The sequence below is a fragment of the Pseudomonas sp. B21-010 genome, from assembly GCF_024749325.1.
Taxonomy (GTDB): domain Bacteria; phylum Pseudomonadota; class Gammaproteobacteria; order Pseudomonadales; family Pseudomonadaceae; genus Aquipseudomonas; species Aquipseudomonas kilonensis.
On sequence record NZ_CP087198.1, the window covers coordinates 4,441,446 to 4,463,125 of the forward strand.

General features: G+C 60.7%; 20 protein-coding genes. 12 read left to right on the forward strand and 8 right to left on the reverse strand.

Annotated features, from left to right (window positions below; all coding sequences use genetic code 11):
• The 3 genes from LOY50_RS19465 to pabB all read left to right on the forward strand — a co-directional run bounded on the left by LOY50_RS19465 (position 1) and on the right by pabB (position 4,183).
• Positions 1-1,533, forward strand: a complete 1,533-nt coding sequence (locus tag LOY50_RS19465) for an inactive transglutaminase family protein (RefSeq protein ID WP_253476718.1) — start codon at positions 1-3, stop codon at positions 1,531-1,533.
• Complete coding sequence (locus LOY50_RS19470; protein WP_013693958.1) at positions 1,533-2,519, forward strand: alpha-L-glutamate ligase-like protein; 987 nt, start codon at positions 1,533-1,535, stop codon at positions 2,517-2,519. Before LOY50_RS19465 ends, LOY50_RS19470 begins: the two co-directional genes overlap by 1 nt.
• Positions 2,520-2,839: 320 nt before the next feature.
• The gene (pabB, locus tag LOY50_RS19475; protein ID WP_258688917.1) at positions 2,840-4,183 is read left to right on the forward strand and encodes an aminodeoxychorismate synthase component I; all 1,344 of its coding nucleotides are present in this window, start codon (positions 2,840-2,842) and stop codon (positions 4,181-4,183) included.
• 126 nt (positions 4,184-4,309) lie between these two features.
• On the opposite strand, the gene thrH is transcribed toward pabB, so the two are convergent.
• The gene (gene thrH, locus LOY50_RS19480) at positions 4,310-4,927 is read right to left on the reverse strand and encodes a bifunctional phosphoserine phosphatase/homoserine phosphotransferase ThrH (protein ID WP_223472556.1); all 618 of its coding nucleotides are present in this window, start codon (positions 4,925-4,927) and stop codon (positions 4,310-4,312) included.
• 174 nt (positions 4,928-5,101) lie between these two features.
• Between thrH and LOY50_RS19485 the strand changes: the two genes are divergently transcribed.
• The 3 genes from LOY50_RS19485 (at position 5,102) to LOY50_RS19495 (ending at position 8,616) form a co-directional block, all read left to right on the forward strand.
• Positions 5,102-5,845 carry a phosphoadenylyl-sulfate reductase gene (locus LOY50_RS19485; RefSeq protein WP_258688918.1) on the forward strand — a complete coding sequence of 248 codons (744 nt, stop codon included), beginning with the start codon at positions 5,102-5,104 and terminating at the stop codon, positions 5,843-5,845.
• A 452-nt stretch (positions 5,846-6,297) separates the two neighbouring features.
• On the forward strand, positions 6,298-7,827 hold the full coding sequence (locus LOY50_RS19490; RefSeq protein WP_258688919.1) for an NCS1 family nucleobase:cation symporter-1: 1,530 nt from the start codon (positions 6,298-6,300) through the stop codon (positions 7,825-7,827).
• Between the two features lie 60 nt (positions 7,828-7,887).
• The gene (locus LOY50_RS19495) at positions 7,888-8,616 is read left to right on the forward strand and encodes an aspartate/glutamate racemase family protein (RefSeq protein WP_018600232.1); all 729 of its coding nucleotides are present in this window, start codon (positions 7,888-7,890) and stop codon (positions 8,614-8,616) included.
• Positions 8,617-8,747: 131 nt separating this feature from the next.
• Here LOY50_RS19495 and LOY50_RS19500 read toward each other — a convergent pair whose 3' ends face one another.
• On the reverse strand, positions 8,748-9,671 hold the full coding sequence (locus LOY50_RS19500) for a LysR family transcriptional regulator (protein ID WP_253476722.1): 924 nt from the start codon (positions 9,669-9,671) through the stop codon (positions 8,748-8,750).
• Between the two features lie 125 nt (positions 9,672-9,796).
• On the opposite strand from LOY50_RS19500, the gene LOY50_RS19505 reads away from it, so the two are divergent.
• Positions 9,797-10,543 carry a 3-oxoacyl-ACP reductase family protein gene (locus LOY50_RS19505; RefSeq protein WP_253476724.1) on the forward strand — a complete coding sequence of 249 codons (747 nt, stop codon included), beginning with the start codon at positions 9,797-9,799 and terminating at the stop codon, positions 10,541-10,543.
• A 69-nt stretch (positions 10,544-10,612) separates the two neighbouring features.
• Here LOY50_RS19505 and LOY50_RS19510 read toward each other — a convergent pair whose 3' ends face one another.
• The 5 genes from LOY50_RS19510 to LOY50_RS19530 all read right to left on the reverse strand — a co-directional run bounded on the left by LOY50_RS19510 (position 10,613) and on the right by LOY50_RS19530 (position 16,163).
• A complete protein-coding gene (locus LOY50_RS19510) occupies positions 10,613-11,308 on the reverse strand; it encodes an HAD-IA family hydrolase (protein ID WP_014339428.1) in 696 nt (231 codons plus the stop codon).
• Positions 11,309-11,564: 256 nt separating this feature from the next.
• Positions 11,565-11,948, reverse strand: a complete 384-nt coding sequence (locus LOY50_RS19515; RefSeq protein ID WP_253476726.1) for a hypothetical protein — start codon at positions 11,946-11,948, stop codon at positions 11,565-11,567.
• 87 nt (positions 11,949-12,035) lie between these two features.
• Positions 12,036-12,242 (reverse strand): hypothetical protein, encoded by a 207-nt coding sequence (locus tag LOY50_RS19520; protein WP_253478620.1) that lies wholly within the window; start codon positions 12,240-12,242, stop codon positions 12,036-12,038.
• A gap of 563 nt (positions 12,243-12,805) precedes the next feature.
• Complete coding sequence (locus tag LOY50_RS19525) at positions 12,806-13,216, reverse strand: glycine zipper domain-containing protein (protein ID WP_003204097.1); 411 nt, start codon at positions 13,214-13,216, stop codon at positions 12,806-12,808.
• Positions 13,217-13,973: 757 nt separating this feature from the next.
• The gene (locus LOY50_RS19530) at positions 13,974-16,163 is read right to left on the reverse strand and encodes a response regulator (RefSeq protein WP_258688921.1); all 2,190 of its coding nucleotides are present in this window, start codon (positions 16,161-16,163) and stop codon (positions 13,974-13,976) included.
• Positions 16,164-16,472: 309 nt separating this feature from the next.
• Between LOY50_RS19530 and LOY50_RS19535 the strand changes: the two genes are divergently transcribed.
• The 4 genes from LOY50_RS19535 to LOY50_RS19550 all read left to right on the forward strand — a co-directional run bounded on the left by LOY50_RS19535 (position 16,473) and on the right by LOY50_RS19550 (position 19,486).
• Positions 16,473-16,751: a short-chain dehydrogenase gene (locus LOY50_RS19535; protein ID WP_258688923.1), complete on the forward strand. Its 279-nt coding sequence runs from the start codon at positions 16,473-16,475 to the stop codon at positions 16,749-16,751.
• A gap of 257 nt (positions 16,752-17,008) precedes the next feature.
• On the forward strand, positions 17,009-17,701 hold the full coding sequence (locus LOY50_RS19540; RefSeq protein WP_258688924.1) for a phytanoyl-CoA dioxygenase family protein: 693 nt from the start codon (positions 17,009-17,011) through the stop codon (positions 17,699-17,701).
• Positions 17,702-17,785: 84 nt separating this feature from the next.
• Positions 17,786-18,841 (forward strand): alpha/beta fold hydrolase, encoded by a 1,056-nt coding sequence (locus LOY50_RS19545; protein ID WP_258691258.1) that lies wholly within the window; start codon positions 17,786-17,788, stop codon positions 18,839-18,841.
• A gap of 75 nt (positions 18,842-18,916) precedes the next feature.
• Positions 18,917-19,486 (forward strand): DJ-1/PfpI family protein, encoded by a 570-nt coding sequence (locus LOY50_RS19550; protein ID WP_253476732.1) that lies wholly within the window; start codon positions 18,917-18,919, stop codon positions 19,484-19,486.
• Between the two features lie 59 nt (positions 19,487-19,545).
• On the opposite strand, the gene LOY50_RS19555 is transcribed toward LOY50_RS19550, so the two are convergent.
• Positions 19,546-20,073 carry an Lrp/AsnC family transcriptional regulator gene (locus LOY50_RS19555; RefSeq protein ID WP_253476734.1) on the reverse strand — a complete coding sequence of 176 codons (528 nt, stop codon included), beginning with the start codon at positions 20,071-20,073 and terminating at the stop codon, positions 19,546-19,548.
• A gap of 132 nt (positions 20,074-20,205) precedes the next feature.
• Here LOY50_RS19555 and LOY50_RS19560 point away from each other — a divergent pair, with 132 nt between their 5' ends.
• Positions 20,206-21,666, forward strand: a complete 1,461-nt coding sequence (locus LOY50_RS19560) for an L-lactate permease (protein WP_258688925.1) — start codon at positions 20,206-20,208, stop codon at positions 21,664-21,666.
• Positions 21,667-21,680 lie beyond the last annotated feature (14 nt).

Consider the following 21,680-nt stretch of genomic DNA (forward strand, 5'->3'; position numbering starts at 1 on the left):
ATGCGCTCCCTTACCCTCCATCTGAAAATGCTGATCGCCATCCTGGTGGTGCTGGGCCTGTCGGTGACGGCCTATCAGATTTTCGTGCTCGGCATTCCGGTCACCGAAGACGCCACCGACGACTTGTGGAACATCGACGCCAAGGTCGAGTTCGTGCCCAATGCCAAGGACCCGGTGAAGATCCAGATGTTCGTGCCACCGCTGAGCCGCGACTACGTGAGCCTCAACGAGAGTTTCATTTCCAATAATTACGGCGTAGCGGTGAACCGGGTCGACGGTAACCGCAAGGTGACGTGGTCGGCCCGGCGCGCCAAAGGTAACCAGACCCTGTATTACCGCCTGGTGCTGACCAAGCGCTACAGCGCCGAGAAAACCAAGGTCAAGGGCCCGACCTTCCGCGACAGCATCGCCGTCGAAGGCCCGGAGAAACTGGCCGCCGAGGCTCTGCTCGCGCCGATCCGCCAGCATTCGGCCGACGTCGAGACGTTCATCAGCGAAGCGATCAAGCGGGTCAACAACCTCAACGACGACAACGTCAAGCTGTTGCTGGCCGGCGACCCTTCCTCGGCCAACAAGGCGCGCATCGTCGAACTGGTGCTGTCCATCGCCCACGTGCCGGTGGAAAAGGTCCACACCATCCGCCTGGTGGCCGAGCAGCCGCAGACACCTGAGCTGTGGCTGCGCAGCTTCAACGGCACCGACTGGCTGTATTTCAACCCGGACACCGGCGAACAGGGCCTGCCCACCGACCGTCTGCTGTGGTGGACCGGCGATGAAAACCTGATTACCGTCGATGGCGGCAAGAAAGCCACCGTCACCTTCAGCATGAACAACAGCGAAATGAACGCCATTCGCCTGGCCAAGCTGACGGACGAGAACACCGACGCCAACTTCCTCGAATACTCGCTCTACGGCCTGCCGCTGCAAACTCAGCAAACCTTCATGATCATGGTCATGATCCCGATCGGCGTGCTGGTCATCCTGATCCTGCGCAACCTGATCGGCCTGCAGACCCTGGGGACTTTCACCCCGGTACTGATCGCCCTGGCCTTTCGCGAGACCCAACTGGGTTTTGGCATCATCCTGTTCTCGGTGATCACCACGCTGGGCCTGTCGTTGCGTTCGTACCTGGAGCACCTCAAGCTGCAAATGCTGCCGAGACTCTCGGTGGTGCTGACATTCGTGGTGGTGCTGATCGCCGCCATCAGCCTGTTCAGCCATAAGCTGGGCCTGGAGCGCGGCTTGTCGGTGGCGTTGTTCCCGATGGTGATCCTGACCATGACCATCGAACGCCTGTCCATCACCTGGGAAGAGCGCGGCGCCGGCCACGCGATGAAAGTCGCCATCGGCACCTTGTTCGCCGCGTCCCTGGCACACCTGATCATGAGCGTGCCGGAACTGGTGTACTTCGTATTCACCTTCCCGGCGATCCTGCTGATCCTGGTGGGCTTCATGCTGGCCATGGGTCGTTATCGCGGCTACCGCCTGACCGAACTGGTACGGTTCAAGGCCTTCCTCAAGGCAGACTCCTGATGTTCGGCTTCTGGAAGACCTGGAAGGCCCTGGAAGCCCGGGGCATCATGGGCATCAACCGGCGTAACGCCGACTACGTGCTCAAGTACAACAAGCGCAGCCTGTACCCCATCGTCGATGACAAGATCATCACCAAGGAACGGGCCATCGCCGCCGGCATTCATGTGCCGGAGCTGTACGGGGTGATCTCCACCGAAAAGGAAATCGACAAGCTCGACGAGATCATCGGCGGGCGCACCGACTTCGTGATCAAGCCGGCCCAGGGCGCTGGCGGCGACGGCATCATCGTCATCGCCGACCGCTTCGAAGGCCGCTATCGCACGGTGTCCGGCAAGATCATCAGCCATGAGGAAATCGAGCACCATGTCTCCAGCATCCTCACCGGCCTGTACTCCTTGGGTGGGCACCGTGACCGGGCACTGATCGAATACCGCGTGACGCCGGACCAGATCTTCAAGAGCATCAGCTATGAAGGCGTGCCGGACATCCGCATCATCGTGCTGATGGGCTATCCGGTGATGGCCATGCTGCGCTTGCCAACCCGCCAGTCCGGCGGCAAGGCCAACCTGCACCAGGGCGCCATCGGCGTGGGTGTCGACCTCGCCACCGGCCTGACCCTGCGCGGCACCTGGCTGAACAACATCATCACCAAACACCCCGACACCACCAACGCGGTGGACGGCGTGCAACTGCCCTACTGGGACGGTTTCATGAAACTGGCCGCCGGTTGCTATGAGCTGTGCGGGCTGGGCTACATCGGCGTCGACATGGTGCTGGACCAGGAAAAAGGCCCGTTGATCCTGGAATTGAACGCCCGGCCAGGCCTGAACATCCAGATCGCCAACGACTGCGGCCTGACCTTGCGCACCCACGCGGTGGAAGCCCACCTGGAAGAACTCAAGGCCCGCGGCGTTACCGAAACCGTGGAAGAGCGCGTGGCGTTTGCCCAGGCGTTGTTTGGGCATATTCCGCCGGTTGAAGGCTGACGGCTGACGGCTGACGGCTGACGGCTGAAAATTGAACCTTGCTCCCGCCGGGTTCTGTAGGAGCTGGCGAAGCCTGCGATCTTTTGATCTTGATCTTGATCTTTCGCTTGCGACTCAATTGTCTGGGACAAGATCGCAGCCTCGCTTCGCTCGTCAGCTCCTACACAGCTCCTACAGGCGCAATCCTGCGGGAGCAAGCTCCCTTGCCACAGATATCGTCGATCCTTCCAGACATGCCCATCTCCGACATCCCTCTAGGAGCAAATCCTACAGAGGGATTACAATCGCTCCCCCGCCTGAACGGCTGATCTGCCCCGCCCATGCCAACCTGCTCCGTATACCCGCTGCCCTACCGCGCCAACCCTGCCGAGTATTTCGCGGCGATCCGTCATGCCCCCGGCAGCGTGCTGCTCGACAGCGGCCGGCCGAGTGCCGAGCGCGGGCGTTACGATCTGCTCAGCGCCTGGCCGCTGGCGCAACTGGCGGTGTTGCCGGACGAGAGCGGTAGCGACTTCTTGCAACGCCTGCGCATTCAACTGACACAACTGGGCGACGCGGTACTACCGACCACGGTGCAATTGCCCTTTGCCGGCGGCCTGATCGGCTATTTGAGCTATGACTTCGGCCGACACCTCGAAACCTTGCCGTCCCACGCCAAGGACGACCTGCAACTGCCCGACGCGCGTTTTGGCGTGTACGACTGGGCGCTGGTCAGCGATCACCAGGCCGGCACCAGTCAATTGGTCTTCCACCCCCATTGTGGCGAAGGCGAACGCCAGCGTCTGATCGCGCTGTTCAGCCAGCCGACTGCGGCATCCGTTGGCGTCTTCAGCCTCGAAGGAGCGATGACCCCCGACCTCAGCGCCGAAGCCTATCGACAGGCCTTCGAGCGTATCCAGGCGTATATCCAGGCGGGTGACTGCTACCAGGTCAACTTTGCCCAGCGCTTTCGCGCGCCCTGCCAGGGCGATGCCTGGGCCGCTTACCAAGCTCTGAGGGCGGCGTGCCCAACACCGTTTTCCGGCTTCCAGAGCCTGCCCGATGGCGGCGCGGTGCTGAGCCTGTCCCCCGAGCGCTTCGTCAAGGTCAGCGAAGGCCAGGTGGAAACCCGGCCGATCAAGGGCACCCGGCCCCGTGGCACAACACCCAGCGAAGACGCAGCCCACGCCGCCGAGCTGCTGGCCAGCCCCAAGGACCGGGCGGAAAACCTGATGATCGTCGACCTGCTGCGCAACGACCTGGGCCGCACCTGCCGCATCGGCTCGGTGCGGGTGCCGGAGTTGTTCAGCCTGGAAAGCTACCCGAACGTGCATCACCTGGTCAGCAGCGTGACCGGCGAGTTGGCTGTGGATAAAGATGCTCTCGACCTGATCGCTGGTAGCTTTCCCGGCGGCTCGATCACCGGGGCGCCGAAAATCCGCGCCATGCAAATCATCGACGAACTCGAACCGACTCGACGCGGCCTGTATTGCGGCTCGTTGCTGTACCTGGACGTGCGCGGGGAAATGGACAGCTCCATCGCCATCCGCAGTTTGCTGGTCAAGGATGGGCAGGTGTGCTGCTGGGGCGGCGGCGGGATTGTCGCGGACTCGGACTGGGAGGCCGAGTATCAGGAGTCGATTACCAAGGTGAAGGTGCTGCTGGAAACCTTGCAGAACCTCTGAACAGCCCCCTGGCCTGACCCAAGACCTTGTGGGAGCGAGCTTGCTCGCGATTGCGTTGGGCCAGCAGCCTTTGTGCTAACTGATACACCGCTATCGCGAGCAAGCTCGCTCCCACAGGGGTTGGGGTTACAAGCTCAGGCTGCGGTTCGAAGCCTTGAGGAATTCCTGCTTCAACTCGGCAAAGCTATGCACCGCCGGGAATTGCGGGAATTCACGGATCACGTTTTCAGGCGCATGGAACAGAATCCCGGCATCGGCTTCGCCCAGCATCGTGGTGTCGTTGTAGGAATCTCCCGCGGCAATCACCCGGTAGTACAGGCTCTTGAAGGACAGGACCGACTGGCGCTTGGGATCTTTCTGACGCAACTGGTAGCCGGTCACCCGCCCGCTGTCATCAGTAATCAGCCGATGACAGAGCAATGTCGGGAAGCCCAACTGGCGCATCAATGGCTGGGAAAACTCGTAGAACGTGTCGGAAAGAATCACCACCTGGAAGCGCTCGCGCAGCCAGTCGACGAACTCGATGGCGCCGTCCAGCGGCTTGAGGGTGGCGATGACTTCCTGGATATCGGAAAGCTTGAGGCCGTGTTCATCGAGGATGCGCAACCGTTGCTTCATCAGCACGTCGTAGTCGGGAATGTCCCGAGTGGTTGCCCTGAGGGAGTCAATCCCGGTTTTTTCAGCGAAGGCGATCCAGATCTCCGGGACCAGTACACCTTCCAGGTCGAGACAGGCAATTTCCACAAGACACTCCCATTTTTTCTGATGTTTATTGGTTGAGCGAACAAAAGGCTTGCCGACTCTAGCCATTCGTCGAAGCCTGCGCAACGCACAGGAACGCGCCAGCCCCGACAGCTTTTGTTACCATCAGCCCTATATAGAGCGCCCAGCGCCACCGACCTGTAGGAAACCGCCCTGATGAGCCCATCGTTTGACGTCGTGGAACTCGCCACGATCTATGCCAACAAGTCCCCGCAGGACATCCTCAAACTGGCCTTCGCCGAATTCGGCGACGAGCTGTGGATATCCTTCAGCGGCGCCGAAGACGTAGTGCTGGTGGACATGGCCTGGAAACTGAACAAGAACGTCAAGGTGTTCAGCCTCGACACCGGCCGCCTGCACCCGGAAACCTATCGTTTCATCGACCAGGTGCGCGAGCACTACAAGATCGACATCGAGCTGGTTTCGCCGGACTACACGAAACTTGAACCCTTCGTGAAGGAAAAAGGCCTGTTCAGCTTCTACAAGGACGGTCACGGCGAGTGCTGCGGCATCCGCAAGATCGAACCATTGCGGCGCAAACTGACCGATGTCCGCGCCTGGGCCACCGGCCAGCGCCGCGACCAGAGCCCCGGCACCCGCAGCCAGGTGGCGGTGTTGGAAATCGACACGGCGTTTTCCACCCCGGAGCGCACCCTGTACAAGTTCAACCCCCTGTCGCAGATGACCAGCGAAGAAGTCTGGGGTTACATCCGCATGCTGGAACTGCCTTACAACAGCCTGCATGAACGCGGCTTCATCAGCATCGGCTGCGAGCCCTGCACCCGCCCGGTGCTGCCAAACCAGCACGAGCGCGAAGGCCGTTGGTGGTGGGAAGAAGCCACGCAGAAAGAATGCGGGCTGCACGCCGGGAACATCATCGCCAAATCCAAGACCGTCTAAGCGCCCGCCGCACCCTGTACACAAAAATGTCACTGCAAGTGGCATTTTTGTGTGCACTTATTACGTTACTGCCCCCAAAGGTTACACACACCTTCCCGCCTCGCCTGCCCTCCTTACTCCATTGGCGTTCGCCAAAAAATAAATACCTGTTTAAACGGTCAGTTTTAAATCACGGTATTTCAGTTACTTATTCAAAGATCATAACGAAACGAAATTAGCGCTTCTTCGGATAGATCCGTAAGTGGCATAGATCTGGCTTGAGTAGACACGTGTTTTGTATACAACTTATATAAAACATACACACACTTTAGATCCGCAAGCCTGAAGCGCCCTATCCCGTACAGGCTGCAGATGCCCCGTAATCAATGATGCTCGACCGCCGCGACGAAGATTTGTCGAGCCCCGCGCTCATGCACAGTCATCGCTGCGCCGAGAATCAGGAGCCTGCCGGAATGCGTACAAGTCTCTCCAATAACATCGCGCTGGATCTGCCCTCCACCACCACGGCCCTCGACGACAACACTGCCGCGTCCCTGGCCCTGAGCCCGAGGCTGCACAACAAGGACCTGGCGCCGACCAAGGCCGAAGGTCGACGCTGGGGTCGCTACAGCATCTTTGCCCTGTGGACCAACGACGTGCACAACATCGCCAACTACTCCTTCGCCATCGGCCTCTATGCCCTGGGCCTGGGTGGCTGGCAGATCTTGCTGTCCCTGGGGATAGGCGCGGCGCTGGTGTATGGCTTCATGAACCTGTCCGGCTACATGGGCCAGAAAACCGGGGTGCCGTTCCCGGTGATCAGCCGGATCAGTTTCGGTATCCACGGTGCGCAGATTCCTGCCTTGATCAGGGCGGTCATCGCCATTGCCTGGTTCGGTATCCAGACCTACCTGGCGTCGGTGGTGTTTCGCGTATTGCTGGTGGCGATCCACCCGGGCTTCGCCGACTACGACCACGATTCGATCCTCGGCCTGTCGAGCTTGGGCTGGGTGTGTTTCGTGGCGATCTGGTTCGTGCAACTGGTGATCCTGGCCTACGGCATGGAAACGGTGCGCCGCTACGAAGGTTTTGCCGGCCCGGTGATCCTGGTAACCGTCGCGGCCCTGGCCGGTTGGATGTACACCCAGGCCGACGCCACCATTGCCTGGTCGATCCGCGAACCGCTGACCGGTGGCGAGATGTGGCGCAATATCTTTGCCGGTGGCGCGCTGTGGCTATCGATCTACGGCACCTTGATTCTCAACTTCTGCGACTTCGCCCGCTCCTCGCCGTGCCGCCGGACCATCGTCGTCGGCAATTTCTGGGGCCTGCCGGTGAACATCCTGGTGTTTGCCGGGATTACCATCCTGCTCTGCGGCGCGCAGTTCCAGATCAATGGGCAAATCATTGAAAGCCCGACCCAGGTGATTGCCTCGATCCCCAACACCTTCTTCCTCGTGTTGGGCTGCCTGGCGTTCCTGATCGTCACCGTGGCCGTGAACATCATGGCCAACTTCGTCGCCCCGGCCTTCGTGCTCAGCAACCTGGCGCCCAAATACCTGACCTTCCGTCGCGCCGGGTTGATCAGCGCCGCCATTGCCGTGCTGATCCTGCCGTGGAACCTCTACAACAGCCCGTTGGTGATCGTGTATTTCCTGTCCGGCCTCGGCGCCCTGCTCGGGCCGCTGTACGGGGTGATCGTGGTCGACTACTGGCTGCTGCGAAAAGGCCGCATCAACGTGCCGCAACTGTATAGCGAGGACCCAAACGGTGCGTATTTCTACAGTAATGGGGTCAACCTGCGGGCGGTGGCGGCATTCATTCCGGCGGCGCTGATCGCGATTATCCTGGCGCTGGTGCCTGGTTTTGACAGCGTGTCACCGTTCTCCTGGCTGATTGGCGCTTCGATTGCAGGGCTGCTGTACCTGATCATCGCCAAGCGCCAGCCGTATTACGAGGACGTCAGCGGCGAATCCATCGCTGTGGATAACGTCAATCATTGATCGCTCGAACGGCCCGCCAGGTTCGGGCCGCTTACTTTTATGTGTTAAGGAGGACAGTTCATGCGAATTCTTGTGGTCAACGTCAACACCACCGAATCCATCACCCAGGCCATCGCCCGCCAGGCCCAGGCCGTGGCCGCGCCGGGCACCGAGATCGTCGGGCTCACGCCGCATTTCGGTGCCGACTCCATCGAGGGCAATTTTGAAAGCTACCTGGCGGCCATCGCGGTGATGGACCGCGTGATGTCCTACGACCAGCCGTTCGACGCGGTGATCCAGGCCGGCTATGGCGAACACGGTCGTGAAGGCTTGCAGGAACTGCTGAACGTGCCGGTGGTGGACATCACCGATGCCGGCGCGAGCACCGCCATGTTCCTCGGCCACGCTTATTCGGTGGTCACCACCCTGGACCGCACCGTGCCGCTGATCGAAGACCGGCTCAAGCTGTCCGGCCTGTTCGACCGCTGCGCCTCGGTACGGGCCAGTGGTTTGGCGGTGTTGGAACTGGAGCAGGATCCGCAACGGGCGGTTGAAGCCATCGTGCAACAGGCCGAACTGGCAGTGAGCCAGGACAAAGCCGAAGTGATCTGCCTGGGCTGCGGCGGCATGGCCGGGCTCGACGAGCAGATCCGCCAGCGCACCGGCGTGCCGGTGGTCGATGGGGTGACGGCGGCGGTGACCATTGCCGAAGCGCTGGTACGGCTGGGGTTGTCGACGTCGAAAGTGCGCACCTACGCGACGCCTCGGCCCAAAACCATCATTGGTTGGCCGGGGCGGTTTGGGCGGTGAGTTCATGACTTTAGACTGAGGTGCCTCGAATCGCGAGCAAGCTCGCTCCCACAGGGTTGGTTGTGTTCACAAAAATCAATTGTGGGAGCGAGCTTGCTCGCGATTCGGCCCAACGCGGTCCAGAGCCCAGCTCAAACCGCACTAAACCGCCGCGCCAACCCCTGCTCGGCAAACTGCTCGATGATGAAATCCACAAACGCCCGGGTCTTGCCTGGCAACAGCTTGTGTTCGGCGTAGTAGATGGAGATGTTGCCATCGTCGACATACCAGTCCGGCAGCACCCGCTGCAGTGCCCCGCTTTCCAGAAAGGGAACGGCGATCGGCATGCTCACCAGACCGATACCCAGGCCTTGGGTGGCGGCCGCGCAGTCGGCTTCCGAATCGCTCATGGTCATGCGCGTCTTGAGCGTCAGCGGGCTGTGTTCCCGATTGCGACTGGTCAGTTGCCAGGAACGCACGCGCCCGGTTTGTGGGGAACGAATCAGGATGCCTTGATGCTGTGACAGATCGTCCGGCTCTGTCACCGCGGCATGGGTTTGCAGGTAGCCGGTCGAGGCAACCAGCACCCGATGAGCCACCGTCAATTTGCGCGCCACCACCCCCTGGGGCAGCTCGAAACCGCCGCCGACGGCGGCATCGAAGCCCTGGCCGATCAGGTCCACCTGGCGATTATCGAAATGCCAGTCCGGGTTGATCGCCGGATAACGTCGCAGAAATTCCCCCAGCAACGGCACGACATACAATCGACCGAACGCCGTGCCCATGCTCACCTTCAGCGTCCCCGCCGGTTGCCCGCCGGCGCTGGCCAGATTGGCGACGGCGTTCTGGATGGTGTTGAAGCTGCTGCCAACTTCTCCCAAGAACAACTGGCCGGCTTCGGTCAGCCTCAGGCTGCGGGTGCTACGCTGGAACAGGCGTACGCCCATTCGCGCCTCCAGCTTGGCGACGCTTTTACCCACCGCGGCCGGGGTCACGCTCAGACGTCGCGCCGCCTCGGCAAAGCTGCCGACTTCGGCGCTGCGCACGAAGCATTCGATACTGTTGAAGGTCTCCATGAGCCTCACTCTAAACTTTTGGTTTAGACAGACTATAGCAATGACGGTCTACACAGCCCACGGCACCTTCTTGATACTCGCCCCATCGCCGCGGCATCTCGCCCCGGCACTTTTTGGAGATCATCATGAGTAACCAAGCACTGAGCGGTAAAGTCGCCTTGATCCAGGGCGGTTCTCGCGGCATCGGCGCCGCCATCGTCAAACGCCTGGCAGCAGAAGGCGCCGCCGTGGCCTTCACCTACGTCAGCTCTGGCGCAAAATCTGAAGAACTGCAGAACAGCATCACCGTAGCAGGCGGCAAGGCCCTGGCGATCAAGGCCGACAGCGCCGACGCCGAGGCCATCCGTAACGCCGTCGCGGCCACCGTCGAGGCTTTTGGCCGGTTGGACATCCTGGTCAACAATGCTGGCGTGCTGGCGATAGGGCCGCTGGATGAATTCAAACTCGAAGATTTCGACCAGACCCTGGCCATCAACGTGCGCAGCGTGTTCATCGCCACCCAGGCCGCTGCGCCGCACATGGGCGAAGGGGGTCGGGTCATCAACATCGGCAGCACCAACGCCGACCGCATGCCCTTCGCCGGCGGTGGGCCCTACGCCATGAGCAAGGCCGCACTGGTTGGCCTGACCAAAGGCCTGGCCCGTGACCTCGGCCCGCGTGGTATCACCGTCAACAACGTGCAGCCCGGCCCGGTAGACACCGACATGAACCCGGCCGACAGCGATTTCGCCTCCAGCCTGATGTCGCTGATGGCCGTCGGGCGCTACGGCAACGTCGATGAAATCGCCAGCTTCGTCGCTTACCTGGCAGGGCCGGAGGCCGGTTACATCACCGGTGCCAGCCTGACCATCGACGGTGGTTTCGGCGCCTGATCCAGGCATGAAAAAACGCCGGTCATGGCTTTAACCATGACCGGCGTTTTGCTGTGTAACGCGACAGTGTCAGGCCCACTCCAACTCCGGCAGACCGCAAAGGCTCGGCTGGAACATTTTCAAGGAGCGAATGATCCCGTCGGCGTGGGCGTATTTTTCATCCGCCATGGCCGAATCCGGAATGGCAATGGCGGTCATGCCAGCGGCTTTCGCCGCCGTCACGCCGAACGGCGAATCCTCGAACACCAGGCAGTCGCGCGGCTCGACACCCAGGCGCCGGGCAGCCGTGAGGAAGATATCCGGCGCTGGTTTCGCCGCCCCGACCTCAGGGTCATCCGCCGTCACGATGAAGTCGAACAGCGCGAACCAGTCCCGATGCAAGGTGGTTTTCAGTGCGAACGTAGGGCTCGACGAACTGGTGCCCACCGCAATGGGAACGTTGTGGGCTTTCAAATGCCGCACCAGCTCCTCGGCGCCGGGCATCCCCAGGGCATGAGGAAAACGCTCGCGCATCAAGGGCTCGCGGATGACCAGGAACTCTTCGGGGGTGATCGGCAATTCCAGCGCCTGGACGACGTAATTGGCCAGGTCCGTGGCCCCGCGCCCGATGATGTTCTGCTTGACGCTCCAATCGAACGTGCGCCCGTAGCGCTCGGCGATGATGGACGTGACCTCGGTGTAGATCCCCTCGGTGTCCAGCAACAGTCCATCCATGTCGAAAATCACAGCTTTGATCGGGCCAAACTCTTTCAGCGGTGCATTCATCGCATCTGATCCGTTATCAACACAACATTCCAGGGATGGCTCAGGTGCGGCCAGGGCAGCGTGTTCGCCTTAAAGGATTCAGCAGGATAACGAAGGGGGCTTGGAGGCGGCAATGGGCAATCTATGAATGGGTTTTTGTGGCGAGGGAGCTTGCTCCCGCTCGGGTGCGCAGCGACCGTTGGATCGTGGGGTCGCTTCGCGACCCAGCGGGAGCAAGCTCCCTCGCCACAGAAAGCGGATGGGTGTGGAGGGATGGTTATTGACCCGAGCTGCCGGAGCCGCCCGATCCCGAGCCACTGCTGCCCGAGCTGCCGCCGCTGTCGCGGGTACCGGTTCCTCCGTTGCTCCCACCGCCGGCGTCGGCACCGCCCATCGTGCTGCCTCCACTCATCGAACCGCTGCCGGTACCGGGGCTGGTGCTGCTGCCGTTGGCATCGCCGCCGTTCCCGCCGCTCACAGAGCCCGGGGGCAAGGCGTTACCGTTGGCACCGGAATTGGAGCCGGCCTCCATTTCCGTGGAAGGTGGCATCCCGCCCTTGTCCACGGGGGGCGTGCCGCCCGAAGATTCTGCCAAGGCAGCCAGTGAACTGAGCGAAAGAATCCCGGCGAGTGTCAGCGCTGTCATGTTGGACTTCATCATGGTGAGTCTCCTTTTCAAGATCCTTACCTGATGTGTGGCACGCGTGGCGGGACGATGGTGCCGCTGAATCGACAGACGGGCCTGCGATCAGCTCGGCTTGCCGGAGGCATCGTCACCGGCGATGTCCGGGTCATCCGGGCTCGCTTCGATCTCCTCATCGTCGCTGGGGACCTGCTCGACGCCCGCATCGTCATCGGGTGGACGCTGGTCGCGGCTCAGGGAGTTGGTGGGCGAAGGCAGCGGGTATTCCGGGGTTTCATCCTCCTCGATCAAGGGAACTTGGGCGTCATCCATCAGGGAACCGGGGTCTTCATTACCTGGGTCATTGACGACAGGCGTGCCCGAGGAGTCGTTCTCGTCCTTGTCTTGCGTTTGCGGCGTCATGGTACACCTCGCAATTGTTGATGGATGTATGAGTTCGAAGCGGGGGGATGGCAATCGTTCCGGAGATTTTGATTTGCCGTTCTGGGGGGTATGTTTCAGTGGGAGTGTATATCCATTTCCTCGGTAACGGCCGCGTATGGTTCCGCTCTTACAGCGGCTCACTTTTGAGAAGCCCGGGAGCCGGCCCAGTCAAAAGTAAGCAAAACGCTCATGCCCCACCGCGAGGCGGCCTGACAGCCGATCTGGTTCTTGATGGAGACCGCGTTTCTCCTGTGGGAGCGAGCTTGCTCGCGAAGGCGGTAGTGCAGTTGCATAGCGGCTGGACTTGCCTGCTGGACTTGCCTTGGGTACTTAGCCCGCCAACCCAAAAAAGCCCAAAAAAAACGGCGCTTCCCATTGCTGAAAGAAGCGCCGTTTTTTCCAAGCGAACAGCATCACGGCACAAGGCCGGGTCTATTCATCCAAGCATCCGCTTAACGATGCTTTCTCTTGTGCTTGTACTTCTTGCCACTGGAGTGACGGTCGTTGTCATTGGACAGGTTGCTGCCCAACGCGCCGCCCGCCGCGCCGCCGATGCCTGCGCCGATGGTGGAACCGGTGGAGCCGCCCAGACGGTTACCGACAACCGAACCACCGGCCGACCCCAAGCCACCGCCAATGGCCGCTTCGGTGCGGCTGCCCTTGCGAGCGCCTACGGCACTGCCGGCTGCGCCGCCAACGCCCGCGCCAATCGCGGCGCCGGTGCTGCCGCCCATCTGCTGGCCGACCACGTTGCCCAATACACCGCCCAGACCACCGCCGACCGCGGCGGTACCATCGCCGGCAGCCATCGCGCCCTGGGCAACCACCAACCCCAGTACCAAGGTGGACAAAGTCAAACGCATGATAGAAACCTCAAAAATGCCGCATCGGGGAGAAATGGCCGGTGCGCGCGGGCGCGAGTCTACGCCAGACAGCGTCAGCCATGATGGTTGGACAACGAAACGGGGGTTTATTTTATGACAGGCAAAAAAAAGCCCGCTGGGGAAACGGGCAGGTACTGCTTTCTAACGGATGAGCTGAGACTACGTACCTGCTTGTGAAAGAAACGTGAAAGAAAATGCCAGTTGAGAAAAGATGAAAAATATTTACGCAAAAGCCGAAATCGCCCTGTAGGAGCTGCCGAAGGCTGCGATCTTTTGATCTTTCGCTTGAGACTCAATTTGTCTGGGGAAAGATCGCAGCCTCGTTGCACTCGACAGCTCCTACACAGCTCCTACGCAGCCCGGCGGGAGCAAGCTCCCCTACCACGATCCGCCGTCACTTTCTGACCGGGACCCTGGGCAAGAACTTGGCCTTCTCCCCTCGCTGTACTTTGGCCACCTTCGTCCTGATGGACTTGATCGGCTCGTCACCGAAGTCCGCATGATAGGCCGACTGGCCACACTGCAACCCCTCATTGATCGGATACGCGGCAGTGTTCTCCTCGCTGTACGGTGTTCCCATTGCCTTTCCCCTTTCATCGAGGCCCATACCGGCAACAATCGGTTGCCTGACAATATCGACCCTCACGACAATGAGACTAGTCGGTCATCAACAGACTGTTGATTCAACAAAGCCGTTGGCCGACGAATGGAACTCACTGTTTCAGAAAGGAAACACTCATTCAGCCCCCAGGATCGTCCGGTTTAAAACCCGGGAAACCTGATCGGCCGAATAGGGTTTGGACAAGAATTCAAAGCCCTCATAGCCGCTGTGGGCCAACTCTTCGCTGTAACCAGAAGTCAGCACAACCGGCAAATCCGGGCGCCGCTGGCGCAGTTCCCTGGCCAGGGCAATGCCGCTGATGCCGGGCATCACCACGTCAGAAAATATCGCGTCGAACGCCATCGCATCCGGGCCGACCATTTCCAGCGCTTCTTCGGCGTTGGTCGCCCAGGCGGTTTCGTAGCCCAGGTCCTGGAGGATCTGGTTGGCAAAACGCCCCACCTCCAGGTTGTCTTCCACGATCAATACCCGACGCTTGCCCTTTTCCGGCAGCAGATGCGTGTGTTCTTCCCGGACAGGCTCATGGTTTTTCTCGGGCGCCACCTCCGGCAGGTACAAGGTGAACACCGTGCCCTCGCCCACCACGGTCGAAACATCGACGTTGCCACCGGACTGCTTGGCAAAGCCAAACACCTGGGACAAGCCCAGCCCCGTGCCCTTGCCCACTTCCTTGGTGGTGAAGAAGGGCTCGAAGATGTGCTCGAGCACTGGCGAGTCAATACCGGTACCAGTGTCCGCCAGGGTAATGGCAGCAAAGGATTGCCCGGCCCCGGCATGACCACGGATCGGCGGCATGCCACCGCCGCAACTGAGCCGAAGCCACAGCGTGCCCTGGCCATTCATGGCATCCCGGGCATTGAGGGCCATGTTGATCAGCGCCGTCTCGAACTGACTCAGATCCGCGCGGATGTAACAGGGCCGATCGCACAGCTCGACGTGGACCTGGATCCGCGCCCCGGTGACGGTTTGCAGCATGTCCCCCAGGCTCTGCACTTGCTTGCCCACATCGATGACTTGCGGCTTCAACGGCTGGCGCCGGGCAAACGCGAGCAACTGGCTGGTCAGCTTGGAGGCGCGCTCCACAGTTTCGGACACCGCCGTCATGTAGCGTTGCCGACGTTCCTCGGACAGGCTGGGCATGCGCAGGAAGTCGACCGAAGAACGAATGATCGTCAGCAGGTTGTTGAAGTCATGGGCCACACCGCCGGTGAGCTGGCCGATGGCTTCGAGCTTTTGCGATTGGCGCAGCGCCGCTTCGGTCTGTTTCAAGCGCGTGGTGCGCTCCTCGACCCGTTCTTCCAGCGTCGCGTTCAATTCGGCCAGGGCCGCCAGGCCTTCGCGCACGGCAGCGTCGGCACGGGCGCGCTCGATGTGGGCCCAGGATCGCTCGGTGACCTCCATCAGCAGCGCCAGGTCGTAGGATGACCAGACCCGCGGCGTTTTATCGTGGATCGCCATCAACGCGGTCAATCGCCCGCCCTTGATCAACGGCACGCAGATAGTGGCCGCGATGCCAATGGCCTGGAACGTCGCAGCTTCCTCCGGCGCCAGTTCCTTGAGATTATCGTTGATCACCAGCGGCTTGCCGGCCCGCAGGTTAGTGACTGCCAGTCGGCCAAAATCAGCCAGTCGATAGTGCCCAAGGATATGCGGCGAGCCCACCCTGGCCCAATCACCACGAATGGTAAAGCCGTCCTCGTCTTCATCCATGGCCGCGTAGGCACAATTGGACAGGTTCAGGTGCGCCGCCAGGATCCGTGTGGTGGCCGCCATGATGCTTTGCGGGTCGGTGGCATTCGCCACGGCATTGCCGATGGCATCGAGCACCGCCAGCCGCTGGGTCATGAACACCGTGGACGTGGTCTCGGTGACCGTATCCAGCATGCCCACGACCTTGCCGAACTGGTCACGGATGGGGCTGTAGCAGAACGTGAAATAAGCCTGCTCAGGACCGCCGCCGCGCTCGATGACCAGGGGGAAGTTCTCTATATAAGTCGCTTGCCCATCGAAGGCGCCCTGCACGATCGGCCCGATATCGCTCCAGACCTCCTGCCAAACCTCATCGAACGGCCGCCCCAGCGCCTCGGGCTTGCTGCCGAGGATCTGCAGGAACGCATCGTTGTACAGCGTGATCAGGCCCGGCCCCCATACGATGGCCTGGGGAAAATGCGAGGCGAGGCTCAGCGCCACGGTGGTCTTCAATACATCAGGCCAGTGGGCAAGCGGCCCGAGCGGCGTGTCCTCCCAAGGATGGCGGCGAACCCGCTCAGCCATTTCTCCATAGCTCTGGAGCCAATCTGTCATTGCGTTCGATCCTTCTGAGCCGCCAATACCAACGAGGGGGAAAAGCTTGTGACCCCTAGCAGGCCCGTATTATCCCGCGTCGGGTGGGAATGCGCGATTGGATTGTGGGATGCGTCGGGGGGCAAATAGGGGATGAAAGGCGAAAAATGGGGGTGGGGCTACAGAAAGGTCCTACATACCGTTGGGAATTGGCCTGCCTATCCATCTATTGCGTCGTTTTTGTGGGGGCGTCTATAGTTTTGCCGTCGCCCAGATGGCGACCGGGTTTGGCGACCCGCAGTGGGCAAAACTATCCAGTGGAGCTTACTTATGAACCGATATATGGGCCTTACCAGCAACGCCGACTCCCAACCCCTCTACGTCGACACCACCGCCCCGCTACACATCCTGCTCGACTCAGCCGCCTACCGAATCCGTGCCGCCACCCAGTTCCTGGAGAATTTGGCGATGCGCGATGAACAGACCATCGACCCCGCGACCTTGCAAGATCTGGCGCAGCTTTGCTGCATCCCACTGAGTGATGGGTGCGACGTGATGGATGTGATTGCACGACGATTGGATGCGGCCCCGGCAGGTTCCACTCTATAAGCCTGCCAGCCGACAACCTGTGGCGAGGGAGCTTGCTCCCGCTTGAACTGCGTTGTAGGAGCTGTCGAGTGCAACGAGGCTGCGATCTTTTCACTGCCAATTGAGTTCGGAGCGAAAGATCAAAGGATCGCAGCCTCGTTGCACTCGACAGCTCCTACACAGCTCCTACAGGGCCCCTGACTCATCAAGGGCTGGTGGTCCCACTTTGGTTTGCGTACTAGCCTTCCAAAGGCCCGCACAAGGACGTCAAGAAAACCATGCCTGACCGCAAACAACTCCACCAAGACGGCTACGCCCTGCTCCGTCAAGCAATCCCGACCGAGTGGCTGGCCGACCTTCGTGCCGTGTTTGATGCGGGCGTGAAACCGTTGGACCAATGGCCAGTGCCCCGCGGCATGGACTGGCGCTATTCGATGCTGGATGACGATTCAACAATTCAGGCCGTGTGTCGTCTACCCCAGCTACTGTCGGTGGCGGGAGAGTTGATCGGCGAGCGATTCTTCCTCTCCCAAGTGGAAGGCCGCGAGCCTCTTGCCGGTGGCGGCCACCAACAACTGCACCGCGACTTGTCGGCCCAACGGCCAGGCGACATCGCCATCGCCCTGGCTTTTTTCGACGATTACGGCCCCGAGAACGGCGCGACACGGATCGTCCCCGGCAGCCATCGACCTGAGCCGGGCGCCCCACCTTTCGACTTCAATGACGAGTCACGCGCCGTACAGCTTTCCGGCTCTGCCGGTGACATCCTGGTGTTCGATGTCGATCTGGTGCATGCGGGCAGCCTGAACGTGATCGGCGAACGCCGTCGTTCCATTCTGATCAGTTATTTCTCGGAGTCGCTCTACGCGTCACACCTGGAAACCGTGGTACTGCGCAATATTCGTATGGACACCAGCGACCGGTTCGCCCCTTCGGAGTTTGCTTTCGGGGGCGAGGTTTTTGGTCGATAAAAGTTGTGCGCAGCGGTTCGAATCTGAGCTTTAATGCCCATGCTTATCGACACGCCCATTCGTCTATTCAAGGAAGAAACGACATTGAAAACAGCTTTCGGCGCCCTGTTGTTGGCTTGCCTGACAACTACCGCATTTGCTGACGAAAACCCCGTCGGTTTCCAATCCTCCACCCTGCCGGATCCGCACAATGGCCGCGCACTGGAGATGGTCGTTTGGTACCCCAGCGCAACGACCGAAACCCCGCAACTGATCGCCGATAACGCGGTGTTTGTCGGCGCTGCTGCCGTGCGTAACGCACCACCCGCTGCCGGCGAACATCCATTGGTGGTGCTCTCCCACGGCTACAGGGGCAACTGGAGCAACCAGATCTGGCTGGCCAGCTCGTTGGCCCAGAAGGGTTACATCGTCGCCGCCATCAACCACCCCGGCAGCACCACCCATGACCGCAGCCCGCAAGCAGCGGCGCAGTTATGGCAGCGGCCCGGCGATCTGCGTCGAGCCATCGATGCGGTCACGACTCAACCGGAAAAATTTGGCCGGGTCGCCAATGGCCGAATTGCAGCCGTGGGCCATTCACTCGGTGGTTGGACCGCCCTGGAAATCGTCGGCGCTCGCTTCGACCCAGAGCGCTTCGCCCAAGACTGCAAAGCCCATTCGCAGTTATCCAGTTGCACCGTTTACGAACAGATGAACCCCGCCAGCACCGCTGAATCAAAGGCCGAACTGGCCGCCGATTGGCGTGATAAACGCGTTACTGCGGTGGTGACATTGGACCTGGGCCTTTCACGGGGCATGACCGATAAAAGCTTGACCGCACTGCCTGTCCCCGCCCTGGTGATCGCGGCTGGCGTACCGTCGCGAGAGCTTCCCGCCGAGTTGGAATCTGCCAACCTGGCCAAGCGCCTGCCCTCGGCGTCAAGCCGTTACATCGAGATCAAAGACGCAAGCCACTTCAGCTTCACGTCGATGTGCAAACCTGGTGCGCAGGGGATGCTCGAAGAGGACGTGCCGGGGGATGGAATCATTTGTCGGGATGGTGATGGCGGTCGTGCTCGCGGGGTGATTCAGCAGCAGGTTGTATCGCTGATCGCGGAGTTTCTGGCGCAATCACCTGCAGACAAAAAAGACAGTTTGTAACCGGTGGAACTGACTCGCTGCGGCTTAACGAAAAGGCCGTGGCAGTCATTTGGCATTCATGGAGGATTCTGACTGATGGCACGCGTGGGTTTGATACTGACACCCGGTTTTGCGGACTGGGAATACGCTTTCATCGCTGGAACTGCGTCCCCTTTTTACGGGGTCGACGTCAGGTTTTTCGCTCCTGCTACGGGGCAGTTCCGTTCCCAGGGTGGATTGGCCGTAACGGTTGATAGCAATTTGCAGGAATGCCTGGACTGGAAACCGGACGTTGTCGTGGTCATTGGTGGAATGGTCTGGGAACGTGCAGAAGCGCCCGATATTGGCGATTTTCTTCAGGCGAGTCGATCACGTGGAGCGACAATTGCCGGTATCTGCGGAGGAACGCTGGCACTGGCCAGGGCTGGGCTTCTCGACACGGTTCCTCATACCTCGAACAGCGCCGACTTCTTGCAAAAGAATGCCGTGGGTTATGAAGGCAATGAGTTTTATCGAAGCAGCCCAGTAGCTGTGGTTGCGGACCGCATCATCACGGCTCCAGGCCCTGCTCCCGTGAGCTTCACCTGCGCAGTGTTCGAAGGTGCCGGGTTATCTTCAGAGATCATTGCTCAGTTCAGATCGATGTTGGCAGCGGAACATGGGTAAGCGCTTCGCCCCACGTGAGCGTCTGTCAAAGTCACGTGCCCGACCCGGCCGGATTTGTTTTATGGAAGTAAAAGTAAATCCCCCTTTTCCACCCCTTTTCCCACAGGCATGCTCGGCACATTAAGCCCGACTTTCACACGGTCCAGCGCCACGATTGTCTTGAACCAGGTAACGTTGGAATTTTCGGCAAACAATCGCCGCGCCAACGCCTGGTATTCGTTCATGCTGGCAACGGTTAATACCAGGACGAAATCCACTTCGCCGGTGACGTAGTAGCACTGCTGAACTTCGGGCACCGCGAAGTGTGCCTTCATCGCCTCCAGTGCCTCGATGCTGGTGCGCTCTGCCATCACTTCCACAATGATCGTGATCGGCCGTCCTACGGCGGTGGGATCCACGATGGCTACGTTGCCCGTGATGACGCCCCCCGCTTCCATCCGCTTGATGCGACGCTGAACGGCGGCCGTGGAAAGATTGACCTGCTCGGCCATGAGGCGCAGCGGCATCGTGTTGTCGCGCTGGACGAGGTCCAGGATGGCCCGGTCGAACTTGTCCAACGATTCAAGTGCTGCGTCGTTTTTAGCCATGGTAAACCCGTGAGAAATTTTCTCGAAAACTAACAGAAAACCGCACCCCTTTATCTAGCCAAGAGAAATATTATCTTGCCAGCAGTCTGCGTACGCAGCCTTAGTCGGGAACACACACAGGATATTATTGGCATGCTCGCACTGTTCCATCTTTCCCCTGTCCTGTTGGTTACAGCCATGCTCGTGGTGCTGCGCCGGCCACCCGTGCACGCCGCCATTGCAGGTACTGCATTAGTCATGGTGCTCTGGCTCGCCGGCGCTGCCGACGCGTGGCGCCTAGGCAGTATGGTGGCCGCCGCTCAAGATACGGCCGTGCTGTTTGCAAGTACGGCTTTCGTGATCGTTCCAGGTCTGGTCTTCGTGATTTTTATCGAGCGCATGGGCGTGAACCTGGCGCTTAGCCAATGGGTGCGGTCGCTGGGGCTTGGACGCGGCGATCAAGTCGTGTTTATCGTTCTTGGACTGGCACCGTTGCTCGAAGCGATGACCGGCTTCGGCGTGTCGTTGATCGCCACGGTGCCCCTGCTGCTCAGTCTCTTCGAACGTCGGGTCGCGCTACGAATAGCACTGACCGGCATGGCAATCATGCCCTGGGGAACGCTGGGCCTGGCATCGGTCATTGGTGCTTCGTTGGTTCACCTGGACGCACCCACGCTGGCGTCGACCTCGGCACTGACCAGCGCACCGGTTTTTTTGGTCCTCAGTGCAATCGCGCTATTTCTTGCAGGCGTTCGTGACTCGCGGGAATGGAGGGCGCTGGGCGCTTTCTGGCTGCTGTTTGTGGGCGTGCTTTACAGTGCCAGTCGGTGGCTGGGGCCGGAAGTGGCCGGCGTGGCCGCGGGCCTGGTGACGGCCGCAGCGGTACTCTCTGCGGGGCTGTGGCGCTTGCGCCGCAACGATAGCGAGCGCGGTACGGTGCAATGGCCGCGCCAGGCATGGCCGTATCTGGTGCTGATTGTCTGCATTGTCGCGTTGAAGATGGTGTGGGCGATCACCTCTTGGCAGGATCACTGGCTTGTACAGGGCGCCCAGGTCACCTGGAAGCCACTCGCCTCACCAGGCCTGGCACTGGTTCTGGTGCTGATCGGGCTAGGGTTTCACACACGCCACACCCAACACCAGACAGCACTCGACGTCAGCATGCCTGCTGCGTTGGTGGCGCGGGCGAAGCGACCACTGTTGACCATTTTCTTCTTCCTCGCGATGTCGCAGATGATGGTGAAGGCCGGCTTCCTCGCGGGTTTGATGCAACTGCTGGCGGGCCTGTCGCCCGCCGCCGCGACGTCGCTGGTTGCCCTGTTTGGCGCGCTGTCAGGCTACATGACCGGGTCGAATGTTGGCGGCAATGCGATCTTCATGCCGGCCATCGCGATGTTGCCCGAATCCTCTCGCCTGTTGCTGGCTGCCGTCCAGAACAGCTCGGCCGGGCATGCTGCGCTGGGCTCGCTGTCGGTTGTCATGCTGATCCTGGGACTTGCCAAGACCCAGGCCAAGGAGGAAGGCGAACTGGTAAGGTTTGGCTTCACGCTGGTCTGTCTCAATACCGCGTTAGTCGCGTTGGGCGCGGCGGTGCTGAGTGGATGGTTTGGATAGCGGGGTATTGGCAG

Bases quoted from the DNA above. Each gene is read 5' to 3' on its own strand.
- LOY50_RS19505 (WP_253476724.1), top strand. From the start codon at position 9,797: ATGAGTAACCAAGCACTGAGCGGTAAAGTCGCCTTGATCCAGGGCGGT.
- LOY50_RS19540 (WP_258688924.1), top strand. From the start codon at position 17,009: ATGCCTGACCGCAAACAACTCCACCAAGACGGCTACGCCCTGCTCCGT.
- LOY50_RS19525 (WP_003204097.1), bottom strand. From the start codon at position 13,216: ATGCGTTTGACTTTGTCCACCTTGGTACTGGGGTTGGTGGTTGCCCAG.
- LOY50_RS19470 (WP_013693958.1), top strand. From the start codon at position 1,533: ATGTTCGGCTTCTGGAAGACCTGGAAGGCCCTGGAAGCCCGGGGCATC.
- LOY50_RS19560 (WP_258688925.1), top strand. From the start codon at position 20,206: ATGCTCGCACTGTTCCATCTTTCCCCTGTCCTGTTGGTTACAGCCATG.
- LOY50_RS19500 (WP_253476722.1), bottom strand. From the start codon at position 9,671: ATGGAGACCTTCAACAGTATCGAATGCTTCGTGCGCAGCGCCGAAGTC.
- LOY50_RS19515 (WP_253476726.1), bottom strand. From the start codon at position 11,948: ATGATGAAGTCCAACATGACAGCGCTGACACTCGCCGGGATTCTTTCG.
- LOY50_RS19530 (WP_258688921.1), bottom strand. From the start codon at position 16,163: ATGACAGATTGGCTCCAGAGCTATGGAGAAATGGCTGAGCGGGTTCGC.
- LOY50_RS19535 (WP_258688923.1), top strand. From the start codon at position 16,473: ATGAACCGATATATGGGCCTTACCAGCAACGCCGACTCCCAACCCCTC.
- pabB (WP_258688917.1), top strand. From the start codon at position 2,840: ATGCCAACCTGCTCCGTATACCCGCTGCCCTACCGCGCCAACCCTGCC.
- LOY50_RS19550 (WP_253476732.1), top strand. From the start codon at position 18,917: ATGGCACGCGTGGGTTTGATACTGACACCCGGTTTTGCGGACTGGGAA.
- LOY50_RS19520 (WP_253478620.1), bottom strand. From the start codon at position 12,242: ATGGATGACGCCCAAGTTCCCTTGATCGAGGAGGATGAAACCCCGGAA.
- LOY50_RS19495 (WP_018600232.1), top strand. From the start codon at position 7,888: ATGCGAATTCTTGTGGTCAACGTCAACACCACCGAATCCATCACCCAG.
- LOY50_RS19465 (WP_253476718.1), top strand. From the start codon at position 1: ATGCGCTCCCTTACCCTCCATCTGAAAATGCTGATCGCCATCCTGGTG.
- LOY50_RS19510 (WP_014339428.1), bottom strand. From the start codon at position 11,308: ATGAATGCACCGCTGAAAGAGTTTGGCCCGATCAAAGCTGTGATTTTC.
- LOY50_RS19485 (WP_258688918.1), top strand. From the start codon at position 5,102: ATGAGCCCATCGTTTGACGTCGTGGAACTCGCCACGATCTATGCCAAC.
- LOY50_RS19555 (WP_253476734.1), bottom strand. From the start codon at position 20,073: ATGGCTAAAAACGACGCAGCACTTGAATCGTTGGACAAGTTCGACCGG.
- LOY50_RS19490 (WP_258688919.1), top strand. From the start codon at position 6,298: ATGCGTACAAGTCTCTCCAATAACATCGCGCTGGATCTGCCCTCCACC.